The sequence below is a fragment of the Limihaloglobus sulfuriphilus genome (assembly GCF_001999965.1).
Classification (GTDB): Bacteria; Planctomycetota; Phycisphaerae; order Sedimentisphaerales; family Sedimentisphaeraceae; genus Limihaloglobus; species Limihaloglobus sulfuriphilus.
Genome location: NZ_CP019646.1, coordinates 1,107,361 through 1,125,446 on the forward strand (window position 1 = coordinate 1,107,361; position 18,086 = coordinate 1,125,446).

General features: G+C 44.1%; 9 protein-coding genes. 2 read left to right on the forward strand and 7 right to left on the reverse strand.

From position 1 onward, the window contains the following. Positions 1-69 precede the first annotated feature (69 nt). Both SMSP2_RS04225 and SMSP2_RS04230 read right to left on the reverse strand, forming a co-directional pair. Positions 70-1,209: an alpha/beta hydrolase family protein gene (locus SMSP2_RS04225; RefSeq protein WP_186804854.1), complete on the reverse strand. Its 1,140-nt coding sequence runs from the start codon at positions 1,207-1,209 to the stop codon at positions 70-72. 4 nt (positions 1,210-1,213) lie between these two features. Beyond that, the gene (locus SMSP2_RS04230) at positions 1,214-3,910 is read right to left on the reverse strand and encodes a hypothetical protein (protein ID WP_146682764.1); all 2,697 of its coding nucleotides are present in this window, start codon (positions 3,908-3,910) and stop codon (positions 1,214-1,216) included. A gap of 351 nt (positions 3,911-4,261) precedes the next feature. On the opposite strand from SMSP2_RS04230, the gene SMSP2_RS04235 reads away from it, so the two are divergent. Then, positions 4,262-6,190, forward strand: a complete 1,929-nt coding sequence (locus SMSP2_RS04235) for a sulfatase-like hydrolase/transferase (RefSeq protein ID WP_146682765.1) — start codon at positions 4,262-4,264, stop codon at positions 6,188-6,190. 75 nt (positions 6,191-6,265) lie between these two features. Here SMSP2_RS04235 and SMSP2_RS04240 read toward each other — a convergent pair whose 3' ends face one another. The 5 genes from SMSP2_RS04240 to SMSP2_RS04260 all read right to left on the reverse strand — a co-directional run bounded on the left by SMSP2_RS04240 (position 6,266) and on the right by SMSP2_RS04260 (position 14,624). Continuing rightward, complete coding sequence (locus SMSP2_RS04240; protein WP_146682766.1) at positions 6,266-7,870, reverse strand: sulfatase family protein; 1,605 nt, start codon at positions 7,868-7,870, stop codon at positions 6,266-6,268. Positions 7,871-7,999: 129 nt separating this feature from the next. After that, on the reverse strand, positions 8,000-9,613 hold the full coding sequence (locus tag SMSP2_RS04245; protein WP_146682767.1) for a sulfatase family protein: 1,614 nt from the start codon (positions 9,611-9,613) through the stop codon (positions 8,000-8,002). 144 nt (positions 9,614-9,757) lie between these two features. Then, positions 9,758-12,019, reverse strand: coding sequence for a hypothetical protein (locus tag SMSP2_RS04250; RefSeq protein ID WP_146682768.1), 2,262 nt, complete (start codon positions 12,017-12,019; stop codon positions 9,758-9,760). 137 nt (positions 12,020-12,156) lie between these two features. After that, the gene (locus SMSP2_RS04255; RefSeq protein ID WP_146682769.1) at positions 12,157-12,990 is read right to left on the reverse strand and encodes a prepilin-type N-terminal cleavage/methylation domain-containing protein; all 834 of its coding nucleotides are present in this window, start codon (positions 12,988-12,990) and stop codon (positions 12,157-12,159) included. A gap of 326 nt (positions 12,991-13,316) precedes the next feature. Next, positions 13,317-14,624 (reverse strand): transposase, encoded by a 1,308-nt coding sequence (locus SMSP2_RS04260; RefSeq protein ID WP_146682385.1) that lies wholly within the window; start codon positions 14,622-14,624, stop codon positions 13,317-13,319. Positions 14,625-15,000: 376 nt separating this feature from the next. Here SMSP2_RS04260 and SMSP2_RS04265 point away from each other — a divergent pair, with 376 nt between their 5' ends. Beyond that, positions 15,001-17,850 (forward strand): glycoside hydrolase family 26 protein, encoded by a 2,850-nt coding sequence (locus tag SMSP2_RS04265; protein ID WP_146682770.1) that lies wholly within the window; start codon positions 15,001-15,003, stop codon positions 17,848-17,850. The last annotated feature ends 236 nt before the right edge of the window (positions 17,851-18,086 follow it).

Here is an 18,086-nt window from a genome sequence, read left to right on the forward strand (position 1 = left end):
ATTTCCTTATATTCTCTATTTTTTGATTTATTTAAGCTATCTAAAACAAAGGGATTAGACGCTAACAAATCACTTATCCTCTAAGACGCGTTTAATTTTAGCAATAGAAAGTAATTCATCTTTACCGAATAAATGCTTGTGAAGCCAGGCGTAAGAGAGCATTTGAGCATCCTGTTTAAATGAATGGCCGTCGTTGTGAAGTAAAATATCAAAGTCACCTTCGCTGCCCTTCTGCTTATAATAATCGTTAATTACCCTGAATCCCTCTATCTGATTTTCCCATTTTTTCGCATACTCACGGTGGTCATTAGAGGCTTTTATATACAACATGGGCCTGGGCGCTGTTGCCATAATCCCAATATTAAACATATTATGCATATTCTTAACATTATTAGCGTTGATGAACTGCAAAAGCTCTTTTTGATCCGTCCAGACTCTGGGAAGAAAGTTAAATGTCCCGCCAGCATTAGCAACACCGGCTTTAATCCTCGTGTCAAGCGGCATAGTATTCATAACCGTCCAGCCGCCCAATGAATAGCCAATGATACCAATATTGTCGCTGTCAACAAATTCAAGCTCTACCAGCATATCCAATGCTCTTTGAATATCCCATACCTGTTTGCCGTGCGGCCAGGTCGCCTTTGGCCATTTTTTGAGCCATTTTTTCTTAAAAGCATCTCTATGCTCAGGGTTATACCTTGTGTTGGGCTTATCCTTTACAACCCTTTCGCCATATCCGGCCATATCAGGTGCAAATGCTATAAAGCCCAGCCGGACAAGGTCTAAACCATATTGATACTGCTTTAGCCCTTCGGTTGTTATTTCATCTGCCTGGGGCTTGAAACCTGAGACAAATTTTTTGCCGTCCCCATGTGTGGGATGGGGGCACAGCACCAGAGGCAGCGGCTTATCTTTAGTTGGCATGGGCTTTGGAAGCAAAAGATATGCGAATGATTTATCGTCGTCTTCAACCATATAGCTTAAATGCCATCTGTAGTGGTCTTCAAGCTCAACCTTCTTAATTATCTGCATATCAGGATCAACAATGTCGCCTTCCTGGGGCCCCTGGCCCCAATATGCCTCCAGCGCGTCAACAAGAACTTCTCTGTGCAGCGGTTCTGCCGCTTTCTGGTGTAAATCTCCCGCGAAAACAGCCGTAACCACCGATAATGTAATAATTAAGAGTGTGAAATATTTATTCAAAGTCATAATATTATTCCTCATTATCATCGCAATAATTCATTTTTAACATAGTTGAGTCAGGTTCAAGTACTTCCATCAGCCCCATTGCTCCAAACCTGAGATACATGAGAGATTCGTTATTAGCCGGCTGGAATGTGCACTTATGGACATTGAGGCCGACACGCAGCATAGAGTAAGGCGAATAATCACCACAGAGGCCAATTACCGTACGCAGGACAGCCGCTCTTGTCCGCTGAGAATTCTCTATATGGTGCATACAGTAAACCAGAGCCGGCATAATCAATGTCTGGCGGGAACCACTCTTAAGCCAGAAGCGTTCAGGATAGTTAGGCAATCCTTCAATAAACTTATTCACAAGCATTTTTCTTACTTCCTCTCTGAGTTGATCGTCATAGAGGTATTCGTGCAGCCAAACCAATCCCTCTGGTGCATAACCGGTTGTAGTAAGGTCATTTTCTATATAGGTTACTGCATCACCTCTGGCAGATTCCAAATATCTAGAATCTCCTGTAAGACGTGCTAAGCCGGGGCGAAACCCCATACTGCAGGCTAGTGTCCATGAAAAGCCTCTGTACTCCGGTCTGCCGAACTCTGTATCAGGCAAAATATCTGTAACATAGTCTTTACAAACCATACCTATGCCGTAGTAGCCAACTGTTGTTCCCTTTGCGTTTTCACCAAACTCTTCAGCAAGCTGCTCTGAACGTTCCGGTGTTACTAAGAACTGCTCTATCCAGTCGAAATTCTTTTCAGCGGCATCAAGAAAGAGCTTCTTTTCATATTCTTTGCCATGTGAAGCAAGCTGAACCATTGCCAGTGAAATACTGCCGTTATCGCCTACAAAATACATTCTGCGTCTCATGCCATAGCCCATAATGAATGCGCCATCCTCTGTCTGCGTCGCCGCAATCATATGAGCCCATCGCATCGCAGAATTTATATAGTTTTGATTATTGGTATATTCGCCGAACGCCCGCATCATTCTTGCAGCATACACGTCGCCATAGAACCAATGCGTATAAGCGGCGTCCATAAAATTTACTGACTGAAGGTGAATAAAATGCTTAGCAGTCTTTTCGAGTGTTTTCTCTATATCAATATCTTCAGATAATAAATCATTGCCCGCTGCCGATCTCATATTTAAAGTAATATTGAACTTTGTGAACGGGAAATCCTCGGGAACACCGCCGCAGTTTATATCTAATTCAGTTATCTTTCCGGCAGCAAGAGTTTTATTAGTCCTTCCTGAGAGCGTACCATCAGCGATATCCAAATGAAAAAGACTTTTAACCTTATCACTTTGAGGGTTATGTACGTAAACGCGATACTGGAAGTCATATTTGCCGTTGCCGGCATCCTTTATATTAGTCGTGCAATCAAGTATTTTAGGTGAATTCGCCATATACATCGCAAGACGCTGTAAAAGCAGACTGACTCTTCTGTCCTGGTAACTGCTCTCGGGCAGGCCGAACAAGGCAACTGAGGCGCCTGCATAATCGCCGTCACTGTAAATATCTAAACGTGCCAGACTGTGCTCTATACCGCTTGAATCAACCATTTTAATAAAGGGAATTCTTCGCGTTGCGTGAGACTTTATAACTTGAATAAATGTTTCAGGATTTCCGCCTGCTGTCTCATAACGTTCCGGAAGTGCAGTCAGGGTGCCTGAGACATCCATGGAACCTTCAATATTAAATAGATTATTGCAGAAATAAGCTTCTTCCGGCTTAACCTGCTTGCTGTCACGTAACGGATCAAACATCCAGTCTGGAAAATCTGCATTCACTTTTTCGTACAGTTTGCGATACCTTATAATGTTTCCCGAAAGCGGGTATCTGCTCCTGTTGAAACTGCTTAATTTAATTTCACTAATAAAGATACTGCCTGAAGCCTCTCCCCATACAGTATTGGAATCTATACCCAGCTGTATTTTATTGATTTTCGACGGGTCTGCCTGGTTAACCGCTCTTTCGTTTTCTCCTTCAGGCAGCATGTCTGCAAATGCAACCTGACAATCATCCCAATCTGACGTTAACTCTGCGAATCCAACCCAACTCTGCCCATTTTCATCGAAAACACGAACAGTAAGGATATCGAGCTGTGTGTGGCCTTTTACTCTGGCTTGTACGACAAATTTAGAAAGGTCATCCTCGATTTTAACAGGAAATTCAACAAACGCGCTTCCTTCAACAGCTTCCTGGTCTGGGAGCCCCATCTGAAGAACTTCGTTTTCCCTCGGGAAATCACATAGAGTATATTCAAAATTACTCTCCGCTCCTTTGACTAACTTGCAGTTTTGTTTGTCTGCAAAATCTAATGTCTTGACGATCTGTTCTATCTCAACAGGACCGGACAAGGTTAATTCATCGAACGCAAACGCCTTTGGGTTAAGAACAATAAGATTTCCTGAATTGCTTAGATGGCTGTGAATAATTTTCCGTATCTCAGTCTTAATATTCAAGATCTGGCCCGGGGGCAGCACCAATATATTTGAAGGATCACTGCAAAAATCTGACAAGTTGTCATTGGTTACAAGTAGAGTTTCAAAATTGCTGCCTTCAAACAGTTTTTCAGTTTCACTTATTGATTTTCCAGTGCTGTATATGCCTATATTGACTTTACTCTTGATTGAATCAGAAAATAAAAATGAGGTACAGAACAGTTGTGCGGCTAAGACTAAACTTACTAAAAATCTTTTGTGTTTCATTTACAGCTCCCGGCTTTTGTTTGAAGATACAATTTAATTACGAGTTAAGTTAAAAAATGTTTAAATTACAAATTAAGTTAAGCGCTTACATAGCGATTGATATAATAACAACCACAATTGGCGTGTCAAGCATTTCTCGTGGAATTTAAAATATTAAAGAAGCAGAAAATATGCTACTTGAAATAACAAGGGGTGTTTATATATTTAAAAAAAACCCTTTTCGATTAACAGAAATCGGTTTAGGGCAATAAATAATATTAAATTTCATGTAATCGCTTGCTTTTTGATGCCTGAAAGTTAAAATATAATTATCAAACAATAGTTAAATCTATACTTGAAAAAGGGATAAAAATGAACAATTTAACAGGTCTTTCAAGACGTAGCTTTTTAAAATCTGCTTTTGCCGGTCTGGCAGCCTCGGCGGTCCTGCCGTCTTTTAGCCGCAGTCTGGAGAAACAGCGTCCTAACATACTGTGGATATCCACTGAGGACATAACCCCGCATTTAGGCTGCTGGGGCGAAGAATTCGCAATAACTCCAAACATTGACCAATTCGCGGCTGAGGGCATCCGTTACACACGCGCCTTTACTGTACACGGAGTCTGCGCACCCAGCAGATCGGGCATTATAACCGGCATGTATCCCTCAAGTCTCGGCTCGTGCAACATGCGGTGTACCGCATCAAAGCCTGATTCGATAAAATGCTTTACCGAATACCTCCGCAAAGAGGGCTACTACTGCACCAACAGGGCAAAAGAAGATTACAACTTTGAGACACCAAAGAATGCCTGGGATGTTTCCGGCGAGAATGACAGTGTAAAGAAAGGCCCTGTCAGCCACTGGAGAGACTGCCCCGAGGGTAAGCCCTTTTTCGCGGTATTCAACTTCATGGAGACCCACGAATCGAGGCTGTGGAACAGTGCTGATTTTGAAAACACCCACCCCGAGAAACTAAACAAATCGCAGTGGCAGGATCCGGCAAATATGCAGGTGCCGCCGATTTATCCCGATACTGAAGCGGTAAGGAAAGACTTTGCCAGGCTATTTGAGCGAATTACCGAGTTTGATTATTTTGTCAAAGAGCGGCTTGACGAGCTCAAGCAGGCCGGTCTTTACGAAGACACCATCGTGTTTATCTGGTCAGACCACGGCAACGGCCTGCCGCGTGCAAAGAGATGGCTGTACGATTCAGGCACTCTGGCACACATTATTGTTCGTGTGCCGGAAAAGTTCAAAACATACGACTGCCCCAAACCTGGAAGCATTGACGATAGACTTATAAACTTTATTGATCTGGGACCTACCGTGCTTAATCTTGCAGGAATCAAGACCCCTGAACACATGCAGGGACGGGCCTTCCTCGGCGAGAATCTGCCTCCGCAGCGTAATTACATATTCGCCGCCAGACAGAGGATTGATGAGCGGCATGACATGATAAGGTCTGTAAGAGACCGCCGCTTCCGCTACATACGAAACTTTATGCCTTTCCAGCCGTATTTCAACCCTGTTCCGTATGCGGAAAAATGTAACACCATGAAAGAGCTTCGAAGGCTGCACAAAGATGGTAAGCTCAATGCGGTTCAGGCCCAATGGATGGCAGACCGGAGGCCGTTCGAAGAGCTCTACGACCTTGAGAATGATCCGTGGGAGACAAAAAATCTCGCCGATGACCCTCAATACAGCATTAGAAAGAAGCGACTGCAGACCGCACTCTATAACTGGATGGTAGATACACGTGACACCGGTTTGCTGCCGGAGCCGGAAATGGCTCTCGAAACGCAGCGCTGCGGCAGTGAATATGAGATTTTTCACTCACCTGAAGGCAAAGAGCGGGTTATAAGGCTGCTCAATATCGCAAATGTGTCGTCCAACCCGTCAGATAGTGATCGACCATTGATAAACAATGCACTTGAGAGCAAAGATGCATCTGAAAGATACTGGGCAGTGCTGGCCCTGGGGGAAATGGACAAACCCGGTAAGAACGGCATTAAGAATCTTGAAAATGCCCTTAACGACGAATCGGCAAGTGTACGGATTGCCGCGGCACAATCGCTGTATTTTCACGGCCGGAAAAAAACAGCCGCCGATTCACTCATAAAAGAACTCTACGCGAAGAATCTTCAGGATGAGACGGTTCATTACGCGATTAACGTACTCGATTCATACTTCGGAGACGATGCAAAACCGGCTATAGAGAGAGTTAAAGAACTCCAGGATTCAAATCCCGGCAGATACAGCAAAAGAATGATCGAGATTTTTCTGGAAAAATTCGCCGTATAAACCAGAGACATAATAGACATTTTACACCTGCCGCTACAAGCCGGCCTTATAGCGGCAGGTGTGTTTTTTACGATGTCAAGAGATATTATACTGGATCTTGTGTTTTTTCATTTCTTCCCGCATCTTTTCGAGTACCTCTTGATATTTTGGGTCAAACGCTAAATTATTGTTCTCGCCGGGGTCATTTTCATAATCATAAAGCTCTGGTTCAAATTTGCCGTTATTGACATATTTCCACCTCTTGCCGACAAGGGCCCTTTCCCAGTCCCTTCGATTCTCATCACTGAAATCCCAGAAATACTCGCTATAGGCATAATCTTTCGCAGGGAGGGCTTCTTTTAAAGTAGGCGTGAAATTTTCCCCAACAAGCCCCTCCGGTTCTTCTATTCCCAGATACGCGCAATATGTGGGAAAAAGATCAACATGCTCAACAAGGCCATCAGTGAAAATACCCGTCTTTTTAATACCCGGGCCGCACAGTATCATAGGGATGTTGATCGAGCCTTCAAACATGCATTTTTTCTGAATCATGCCGTGGTCAAGACACTGTTCACCATGATCCGATGTATAAACTACAAGCGTCTTATCTAAAAGTCCCATTCGAGCAAGACCATTGAGCAATCGACCTATCTCGTGATCCACGTAATTTATGCATGCTATATACGCAGCCACAGTATTACGAACATCCTGCTCTGTCCAGCCTCTGCTTTCCGGCCTTATTCGCCTTGCCCATTCTCCGGTCTCTGGGTTTTTATACATTTCATTAAAACCCTGGTTCATGTTATTTTGCTGCGACCACCTTTTTCTTTCCGGCATATCATCTCCAAAAACCTTGTTCCAGTTTTTGGGTATAACTACATTATCCGGATTGACATCTTTCATAAAACTAATCGGCGGATAAAGGGTAGGGTGTGGTTTCTCCAACCCCACCTGCAGATACCACTTATTACCTTTGTTTCTGTTCATAAACTCTAATGCATGATCTACAACAATCGTATCAAAATGTGCATGATAGTCTATCCTGGAAGGGATGTATTCAGAATTATACGTTTCCTTGCCCCCTCCATAGCCGCCTGTTCCGTTTTCTAAATATTCAGTAGCTATCTCCTCACTGGTTGCGGCTCTGTAATCCTGGTTGTCATAAGTAAAACCAATTTTTCTTTCCTGGAATCCAAAAAGCTGCTCTTCACTTTCGCCGATTAAATGCGATTTGCCGAGATGACCGGTATGGTAGCCGTATTTATTCAGATGCGCGGGAAGTGTGTATTGATTTTCTAAAGCGTTAAAGTAATGCCATTTCCCCTTTCTATCCCCCATACCAAGATTCGAAGGGTATTTGCTTGTCAGGTACGCAGGCCTGGCTGGTATGCATAGTGGACATGCCGTATAGGCTCTTCTGAAACATATCCCGTTTTCAGAAAGCATGTCAAGATAAGGGGTTTTCAGCTCAGGCTGAATACCTCGGTTTCCAAGAAAATCACCTCTGTGCTGGTCAGAGATGATAAATAGAATATTCACATCCTCAGGAATATCTTTTATATTCTTAAAATCTATGGAAGGTTTTTCATTTGCTGACTTTGTGTCATCATTCAAACCGGTCAAAATGCTGCCTGCTGAAGCTGTTGTTCCGGCTGCGGCTGCGATGAAGTTCCGCCTTGATACATTTTGATTTTTCCCCATGGTTGTTATACCTTTCTGAAAAGCATGAACAAGATTTTTAATGTTTCACAAACAAGCGATACAATAGAGACATTTTGCCTTGAAACTATAAAGTTTACTTCTTTTACTAAATGGTTCTCCAATACAATGTCAAACAATGCCGCATTCTGCTTTACGCTTGTTCATTTTTTCCCGCATCTGTTCGAGTATTGAGCTATATTTCGGGTCAAACGCTAAATTTTTATTTTCGCCCGGATCTTGTTCTAGATCGTAAAGCTCGGGTTCGAACTCGCCATTGTCAATGTACTTCCACCGCCGGCTCACAACAGCCCTTTCCCAGCCTCTCTGATTCTTGTTATTTGAATCCCAGAAATACTCACAATACGCAATATCTTTATCGGGTATTTTACCTTCTTTAAGAGTCTCAATTAGACTTCTTCCGGCAAGTCCATCAGGCGTTTCGATTCCAAGATAATCGCAATACGTTGGGAAAAGATCCGTAAGCTCTGCCGGCCCTCTATCAAACGGCCCTGTCTTTTTTACACCAGGACCGCAAAGTATAATTGGAACATTGATAGCCCCCTCCTGCAGACATGTTTTCTGAACCATACCGTGATCAAGGCACATTTCACCATGGTCTGAGGCATAGACAATAAGTGTTTTATCCAACTGTCCCAACTCCTTGAGCCCATGCAGCAGCCGCCCTATTTCGTGATCTACGTAATTTATGCACGCTATATACGCAGCAACAGCGTTGCGGACATCCTTCTCAGTCCAGCCCCTGCTCTCAGGCCTGAGCCGCCTTGACCACTCACCGGTTTCAGGATCTTTGTAAGTTTCGTAGTAGCCTTTATTCATGTTGTTTCTCTGTTTGTTTCTTTTCCTTGCCGGTATGTCATCTCCAAAAAACTGATCCCAGTTTTCTGGTATAACCACTTTAGAGGGATCGACATCGTTGATAAATTCAACCGGCGGATAAAGTGTCGGATGAGGTTTTTCCAACCCGACCTGCAGATACCATTTCCTGCCTTTGTTTCTCTTCATAAAATCCAGCGCACGATCTACAACAATGGTATCAAAATGAGCATGATAATCTACTCTGGAAGCTAAGTATTCTGTGTTATAAGCCTCTTTGCCCCCGCCATAACCACCGGAGCCGTTTTCGAGATATTCGGTAACTATCGCCTCGCTCGTTGCTTTACGGTAATCCTCGTTATCGTATGTAAACCCGATTTCTCTTTCCTGAAAACCAAAAAGCTGCTCCTCAGTTTCACCTACTAAATGAGCCTTACCGAAATTAGCAGTATGATAACCGTGTTTATGCAAATGTTCGGGCAGCGTATATTGCTTGTCCAGTACAACCCTGTAATGCCACTTGCCCTTTCCTTCTCTTTCTGTAAGTCCATATCCGGAAGGATATTTCCCCGTCAGATATGCAGGCCTTGCAGGCACACAGAGAGGACAGGCTGTATAGCCTCTGTTAAACCCTATGCCGTTTTCAGCAAGCATATCAAGGTAAGGGGTTTTCAACTGCGTCTGCCTGCCGCGATTGCCGAGAAAATCTCCTCTGTGCTGGTCGGATAGAATGAATAAAATATTCACATCCTCAGGGATATCTCTTAAGTATCCAGGATTTATAGACGTTTCATTCTTTGTTCTTTGCAGAATACCATCTATTCCTGCTAAGGCACTGCTTGCTGATGCTGTTGTTCCCGCGGCCGCTTTTATGAAATTTCGTCTTGATACAGAAGTGTTGATGCTCACTGAAAGTTCCCTTACGAATTTTAAAATAAACTTAATTTCTTAAAACTAAAAATCATGAACAGATTCTACTTTAAAGCTGAATCTTTCGTTGTAAAAATGCAGAGCGGTTAGAAACAACCGCCCTGCTTAATTGCTGGTTTTAAATTACTGGTTCAATAAAATATCTTCAAGCCACTTTTGCGACATTGACTGCAAATCTGTAGTATCAACGACATTATCCTTGATGATGTCATACTGAAGCCCCAGAGAGTCACTGGTCAAGACAATATTTGCCCAGCCTAAAGGAGAATGGTCGCCGCCATAATCAAGCACCTCGTGCTTTAAGCGGATATCACTCTCGCCCATGACCTTTGGTTCTGTCAATGAAGCACTAATCTCATATGACTTCCCAACACCTAAAACAATATTTACCTGGTCACCGCTGCGGGTAAATGTACAGGGTATTTCATAAGGTGTAAGGCTTGTTTTGCCGGCAAAAGCCGCACAGAGCAAATCGCCGTTTAAGTCTCTGGCCTTAACTCTTAAATTTCTATCATAGGCCTTTTCTAAATAAATTCTATAGCCCTCGGTCACTACTGTTCCAGTTTCATCAACATCAGCCTCTACATATACCGAAGAGCGGCATGTCCGTGTGGGAGCCGGATTATCATAATCTACCAGGCTAAATGATAGGGTATAGTCTTCAAACTCCGGTACGGCAGTATAAACTGAACCTGCGCCGCTGTACATCACAGCGTTATAAGCGCCGGCCCTGCCGCCGAATACGGTGTTAGAGGCTCTCAATGCTGAAGTTCGCAGGCTATCGCTCTCTGCCTTCCATCTGCTGCTGCCGGTCATCTCGAGATTGGCCCAGCCGAACAAACCGTGATCTCCGCTTTCGCCGCTTACCGCATGATAGAGCCTCATTTTATTATTGTTAACATCCAGGCTGTCTGTGAGAGTTACAGAATCCTCAATTCCATCAAAGTCTTTTGCCAGGACAATTGTCACCTGATCGCCGTTTCTGCTGAACTCAAACGGAACTTCATAGGGAACTGTCTCAGTTTCTGGTAAAGGAATTTCTTTTAACAAAACTCCCTGCGGGTCATAAGCCGCTATTTTCATAGTGCGGTCGGCATATCTTTCAAGCCTGATTTCAAAACCTGCCCTTTGAAGCTGGTTAGTTGCCTCGTCAACATCAGCTTCAACAAAAACAGAAGTTTCAGTATCTCTGCTTGACATTAAGTTGTCGTAATCTATCAAACTGCCATAGACAGAATAGACCTTGTCTTGCGGTATTTGCAGGCTGGTATAGACCGCGCCGCTTCCGCCGGCCCACTGCTCGGCCTGCGCCGCGGGAGAGCCGTTTAACAGCTCGTTATCCGCAAAAAGGCCGCCGCTGTTCATGTGCCCCGCCTCTTCGGTCCACCTGTCGCTGCTGACCAACAAGCCGTTGATCCAGTTGAAGTATGCCCTGTCAAGAACTATATCTGTGACCGGATGGTCATAGAAACCGCGGAAATTTTCTCCCCAGCCGCTGGAAGTGCCCCATTCTGAAGACAGCAGTGAAAAATCCGCAAGACTCACAAATCCGTCCTTGTTCAGGTCGGAAAAAGCGAAAAGTCCCTCGGGCAGATCTTCTATTGAACCGTCTGAGACCCTGAAATTATCACACCATACGCGATGGCCGCTGTTAAAGTAAACGTCTCTGCCGCCGCCAAGGCCTGCAGGGCCGGCCAAGATCATATCGGTAGTTGTGGTAAGTAGAATTTCATTTTCTAATAATATACCGGAACCGCTTGTCTTGGCGACAAATTTCACATTTGGCCCGTCAACCTGGAGAGCAAGTGTCCAGGTCTCATTGGTGCCAACATCTGAAACGTTACAGATATAGTTCGATGTCGTGGAGCCTGTTCCGCCGGTGATGGTTACTCTGGCGTAATACTGTGTGGAATCCGTATTTGTCAAAACATGCGCATAGATGTAATTGTCCTGGTTATAACACCTTGCCAGCAAACCGAAATCACGGTAAACGCCTCCTGTTGTTTCATCTTTAAATTCCGCGGTTACTGTATAATCGCTCATTGACGATGTTACGCCCAAATCCTCGGTTACATACTCGAAACCGGAAAACCAGTTGGCCTGAACCGCCTGGTTGTCTGCCGGGCTGTTTCCCATTTGATGTACTTTAACCTGAAATTCCCTGTCATACTGTCTAAGGAAATGGTCCCACAAAGGGTCAGAATATCTTACCAGATATTCATAATCGTATTCTGTAAGATCGTATCCGTCCTCAAACTCAAAGTTATCTTCAAAATAAACTTCAGCGAAAACGCTGCCGCACATAAAGAAGGCTACTAAAACAAAAAAGACCCTAACCAAACTTTTCAGGGGTTCGCCCCGCCATTTTAATAAATCAAAACTCATTTTGTCACCTCACTTACTAAAACAATAACCTTTGTTTGACTTGAGAACCTTTGAATTTTTATGTTGTCCTTCAAGTCCCTTTACAATTCCCGGAACACTCAATTGTAAATTTACTTTTATTATATGAATATCTGTTTTTAATATGAAGGAATCCCATTATGGCCGTGCCACTCGAATTTCTCTCTGTAGTCTCTCCATGAATCCATTTGTCTTACAGGATCAACATGGCCGTCTAAGAAAAGAAAGTTTGAACTGTTGCCGTGAACACCGGTTACGCCCTCTTCGAATCCAAACGAATAGAAATTTGTTGACTGCCCAGGCACACACCCGGGACGTACAACCGAAGTCCTGCCTGCTATTGAGGGGTATTTGCTTTTCATCTCATTCCAGTCAAAGTAATAACAGTATATCAGCGGAGTCTGGGCATGTTGGCCAATCTTAGCCAATGTCGGCTTTTTCCAGACATACCCTCTGCCCGGCGGCGGAGATTTCACCCTGGCTGCCTGTAAATGGATGTTAGAGGAATAACCTGTACGCATACCGGCCCAATCGTTCTCATCAAGAATCTCTTCACCTATCTTCTGTACCTGGTTTCTGTTTTGAGGGCAATAAGCAACATTTCTGTCCCAGTCGCCGCTCTTATTACGTTTGTGTCCCTGTATGTACCGCATCAATATATCACTGTCATACCAGCCGGCATATTCCTTACGCTCGGCGTTATAATAGTCGGCTATTTCCGGCTGCCACATAGCGAACAACAGGGGCATCTTGGAATTATTCTCCGAGCAGTACATGTGATAGCCCAGACCCACCTGCTTGAGATTTGACGAACAGACAGCCCGTCTGGCAAGATCTCTTGCCTTTTGCAGTGAAGGAAGCATGATCGCCATCAGCAAAGCAATTATCGATATAACTACAAGAAGCTCGATGAGGGTGAAGCCTTTTAGTCTTCTGCTTGAGTGGATAGACATTTTATTTCCTTTATTATCAAATCAAACTTAAATGTAAGCGATTACATGTTCAAATCAAAGTCATTATATGATTTTAACTTAAAATGTCAAGTTCAAAAATAAATTTTCTAAAACTGAGAAATTCCGTTTGTAAGGCTTTTCAGAAAATTTGCCACAAAATACTATTGATACCCAGTAGGTTAATGCGGATTAATCGGCGTTTCCTCGGCTTGCGGGCGTGCTTTGGGGGAGCAGTCGGGGCGAGCCTGGTGTGTGTTTCTTCTGGTCGTGTGATTTTAGGCGCACCGATAGTGTGGCAGGTAGTTTGTTGGTTTGTATTTGCGTTGTTATGCGGCTGATATTTTGATCGACTCTGATTTAACCAGTGAGCGTATGTAGTGCGGCTGCTTGGTTTTCACGTACCCCAATGCCGTGCCTAACATCGTGATCAGTGCCAGGTCTACTCGCATCTGCATTTTTTTAAGGCCTCGAATATAGTGAGTTTCAAAACCAAAGGAGACATCGAGCCGACTGTTGACCCTCTCGACAGAAGTCCGTTTTTTGTATTCGTCTTTCCATTTATAGCTGTCCCGCGGCAAAGCCATAAAGATACGCGGGTCTTTTTCCAACCCGATCCTGATACTCTTGCCAATTGGACAACTCCCTGATGCGGGGCATGTCAGCCCTTGATGGTGTGCCGGGCAACCGAACTTGATACTGTCTCTATCCTTCTCAAAACCCCTGTTGCACATCTTGTTGAGTTCTCCCCCCTTGCAGCACTTGCAGAACACCTCACCCTGCTGGTTGTAATATATCCTGTCAAGGCCTTCAACCGGGCTATGTTCCAACTGCGTCATATTGCGAGTATCAACAACAGCACGTATATCGTGCTCCTTCCATAACCATAGCTTGAAATCGCCGCAATCATAGCCTTTGTCTGCCGAGAGATATTCGCACTTCTCAAGAGCCTTTGAGGGACAGGCGTCAACCAGATTGTACGCCTCTAACATATCATTGTCATTACCCGGCGTTACGATACGTGCTATCGGCAGTTCATAATTGGCATCCACTGCCAGATGAACCTTGTAACCAAATATCGTTGTTTTTTTGATAATCTTACCGTTTTTATCTGTGTAAGTTTTTGTTGCCCAGCCGCCGTCAGTATCCCTTCTGCCGTCAGGCTTATTTTCTGAACCGGAGTTTGCCGCACTCTGGATGACTTTGCTGTCAATCGCTATACGCTGACCAAAGCCGGGCAGTTCCCGGGCAAGACACTCCAGAAGATTCTGGAAAATACCGGCTACTTCTGCCGGATACTCCATAAGCGACTTGAGCAGGTTGGTATAGGCGTTTGATGATGGTACCGGGTGCTCTTTGAGAGGATCAAAACCGCAGATATCCCTGAGCTGACCGTTGCGAGAAAGCTCCCGGCGAAGAGCTTCGATGGTGTTGTGCCCAAATACGATGCCGGCAAGCATTGAGTTCCAACTGGCCCGTATCGGGTAGTCATCACGTCCATTGCCGCGGCGTTTTTCGAGTGTTTGCATTAGTTGTTCATCGTCGAGCGTCTTGAGTAACAGGTCGAGCCGCTCTAAATCTCCGAGATTTTCAACATTTTGGTAGCAAAACAAGCTGGGTTGTGGTATATTAGCCATTGGTAAATCCTTTTGTAGAATATAATATAAGTTCTTTTGGTTTAATGTCTTATATTATATCACATGCAAAATGATTTACCATTTTTCTATGGGGGCAATTTGAGGTTTTTTAATGTTTTTTTCGCTCGAATCAGGCCTGAAGCCAGAGAAAAAGGGGGAAAATCGGTTTCACTGCCGTTGCTAAATCCACCCGCTCAACAACTTACAAACAAACGGAATAGCTCAAACTGAAAATACCAAAAACGTTTGAACTAAAATTTCCGTATGAAGTACGAGCAAAAAAAGAATTATCTTGACGGTTTCGTTAAATTTCATAAAATCAAAACCAAAGTAAGCGCTTGCAAGCTATGTACAATATTAAACCAGGAATATCTAAATGTCAATAAAAATAAATACAGTTCTGATGACTGTAGGGATTTTGGCTGTTGCCGCCCAAGGCTACATTATCGAAAACTTTGAAACCTACGCAGATACCGCGGAACTGTCAGCTAACCCGCAGATTTATCTGCCGGGCCATGGAACCAGCGGCAGCGGTGTTGCATACAACCTGCCAACAGCCGAGTTGGTAACTAATGACAGCTTTGAAGGCTCTAAATCTATAAAATTTTCCAGAACCGGCTATCCGGCTTATGCGAATTTTGGGTTTAATTTTAAATCACTTGACAGCGGCAGCCTGGATCTGGCGGCATATAATAAATTGCGTGTCTGGTTTAAAGGCGATGCTTCAAATCCCGTCGGCGACCTGATCTTGACAGTAAAAAACAGGTTTACAAGCGAGATATCAAAAACTATCATCGCAGACGGCACTACTATTACAGAATGGACGCTCATTGAGGTAGATATAGATGAGCGATGGTCGGATGTAGGGTTTATTGTTTTTACTGCAAGAAAGAGTGACCACGGAACAGTCAATATGCTTATCGATGGGCTGGAGGCCCTCGTCTCGGAAACCAAAGTTGAGCCGACAGCTTTCCAGAAGCAGTTTATGACTTACGGAAACTTAAGTGTAGGCAAGTTTTATAAATTCAGCCATGATCCTTTGAGCGGTTTCTCTGATGAATGGCCCAATAAATGGACTGATGGATCAAAACTGACAAATGAAACTTTCAACGAGACTACTTTTTCACAGAAAGAATGGTTGGGCTGGCAAGCAGACTCAACCCCTGTCGAGATAGTTCTCGATTTGGGTAAAAGCTACAATATAGATACAGTTAAACTGCATTGCTGCAGCTACACTAACACGGGAATTTACTACCCCTCTACTGTGAACATCCATACAAAAACGCAGCACGACCAGCAATGGCAGCATTTTGTCCAGATAACCGGCGGCGGCGACACCGAAACCTTTTCAGATAAGTGGCTTAGGTTGGAATCCAGTTTTACCCCGGCCAGGTATATTCAGATTTCGGCGGCAGGGCCTGGAGGCACGCTGATGATCGATGAGATTGAAATATACGGAGAAATCGTCAACGAATGGAAACATGTGCCGGATTACGGCATGTATCACGGAGCTTTCGCTGTTGAAGAACATGGCTGGTGGAATTTGTCTTACTATGAGGAGCAGGCAAATAAAAAAACATCTATGGTTCTGTGGTATCACCAATTAAATCCTAACGAAAATAACAGCTCATTCTCAGAAGGATTGTCTTTTTTATGGCGTAACCCTAAATATCTGAGCAAAAACACAGTTGGAGAGAGATATCTCACCATCGGCTGGCTGCCGCGGTGGAGCACAGCACAAGACATAGCACAGGGCATTGATGGCTATGATGAACATTTTGAACAGTGGTTCTCAGAGAGCATTGATTATTCTATGAGATACGGCAATTCAGACCCAATCTGGCTGCGGCCGATGAACGAAATGAACGGAGGATGGACTTTCCCCACAGAAGACCCCGAGAATTCCAGCTGCTGGGGAGGCGACCCTCTAAATTACAGGAGAGCATGGAGAAGACTCTACAATATCGCCGAACAGGTTGGGGCGGCTGATAAGCATGTCTTTTTATGGTCGCCTAACGGTTACACCTGGGCTGGAGAAGATCATCGCCCTGATAAATATTACCCGGGAGATCAATATGTTGACTGGGTTGGCATCAGCATGTACTCCCAGGGCGACGAGCCGTATCCCAATAACACACTGACCGGCACCGCCGGCCCCGGATCGTTTGACTTCTACGGCACATGGCCGCACAAACCCATGATGATCTCAGAAGGCGCGTGGAAACCTGGCAAAGAAGGCGACGCAGAGCGGTGGATCAATGAATGGTTCGATATGCCGCACAATTTTCCCAGAATAAAAGCTGCCGTCTGGTTTAACGGCACAGATATTAAAATAAGTGAAGCACTGTCTCCAAATCTGGTTGACCTGTTCAGACAAAGGCTAAGCGAGCCGTCGTTTCTGTCTTCTCCTTCAGCCGGAAGGTTAGATTTCAACTTTGACGGAAACATAAGTCTTGAAGATTTAGCCATTTGCTCCTCTAACTGGAAGCGTCTCTGGAAAGAAGATTTCCGAAACAACCTGATAAATACGGCCTCCGGTGCTTTGATTTCCGACCTGTACTGGAGCAATACCGCCCAATGCGATGCGAGTGAGGCATGGGTGATTGACAACGAAATCTTTGAACGCCCTTCTGTTAAAATAAGTCAGCTGCCTGCCGGCCAGACCGCCGACATGTTTACAAGGCTTCCATCCTCAGAACATTATCAGGTCAGCGGCAAAATAGTGAATCTTGATGAATTTGCAGCTCCCTACAGCAGCAGTTTTATGCGAATCTGCTTTGAATCGTTTCTGGTAAATGAAGATAACTCTGTCAGCCAGCCGGGCTGGACCATCGAAATTTACAGAAACGCCTTTGGAGAGACAATGTGGGCCGACGGTTTCAGAATTAGAGACCGTGAAGGCACAAGCCTTGCCAGCAACTATCTGGGTAAACTGGAACGTCCTTATGCGGTTCCGTTTATTTTTCAGCGCTCGGATGACAACGTGTACATATCTATAGGTGACGGTGCTCAAAAAATAGAGCAGCATATAGTTAGCGAACTCGACCCAAGCAACTCCGCTCTAAGGTTTTATCATCAGTCAATGGGACCGCAGGCATCTGACTCCTGGGTTATAACCGACTTAAAAGTTTTCTCTAACTTTGAAATAGATGATATTGACGGCAACAGGCACTTTGACGAATCAGATTTAATGTTTTTCTCTGAAAAATGGCTGCAGAACGAGTAAGAGATTTCGTGAGTTAATATAACTGCCGAAAATAGTTTTTGTTTACATGCATAAAATATTACCTGAAATCTCATGTAATCGCTTGCGTTGATAGCTTAAACCAGTATAGTAGATACGATACGCTTACATACTCTATGGGGTGTCAGCAATCAGATTGAACTCAATTTATGTTATTTTAAACAATATTTTATAATAATTTTACGGGAACAGATTTTTCTGTTTTAAGCCTTTAAAAT

Bases quoted from the DNA above. Each gene is read 5' to 3' on its own strand.
- SMSP2_RS04225 (WP_186804854.1), bottom strand. From the start codon at position 1,209: ATGACTTTGAATAAATATTTCACACTCTTAATTATTACATTATCGGTG.
- SMSP2_RS04230 (WP_146682764.1), bottom strand. From the start codon at position 3,910: ATGAAACACAAAAGATTTTTAGTAAGTTTAGTCTTAGCCGCACAACTG.
- SMSP2_RS04235 (WP_146682765.1), top strand. From the start codon at position 4,262: ATGAACAATTTAACAGGTCTTTCAAGACGTAGCTTTTTAAAATCTGCT.
- SMSP2_RS04240 (WP_146682766.1), bottom strand. From the start codon at position 7,870: ATGGGGAAAAATCAAAATGTATCAAGGCGGAACTTCATCGCAGCCGCA.
- SMSP2_RS04250 (WP_146682768.1), bottom strand. From the start codon at position 12,019: ATGAGTTTTGATTTATTAAAATGGCGGGGCGAACCCCTGAAAAGTTTG.
- SMSP2_RS04255 (WP_146682769.1), bottom strand. From the start codon at position 12,990: ATGTCTATCCACTCAAGCAGAAGACTAAAAGGCTTCACCCTCATCGAG.
- SMSP2_RS04260 (WP_146682385.1), bottom strand. From the start codon at position 14,624: ATGGCTAATATACCACAACCCAGCTTGTTTTGCTACCAAAATGTTGAA.
- SMSP2_RS04265 (WP_146682770.1), top strand. From the start codon at position 15,001: ATGTCAATAAAAATAAATACAGTTCTGATGACTGTAGGGATTTTGGCT.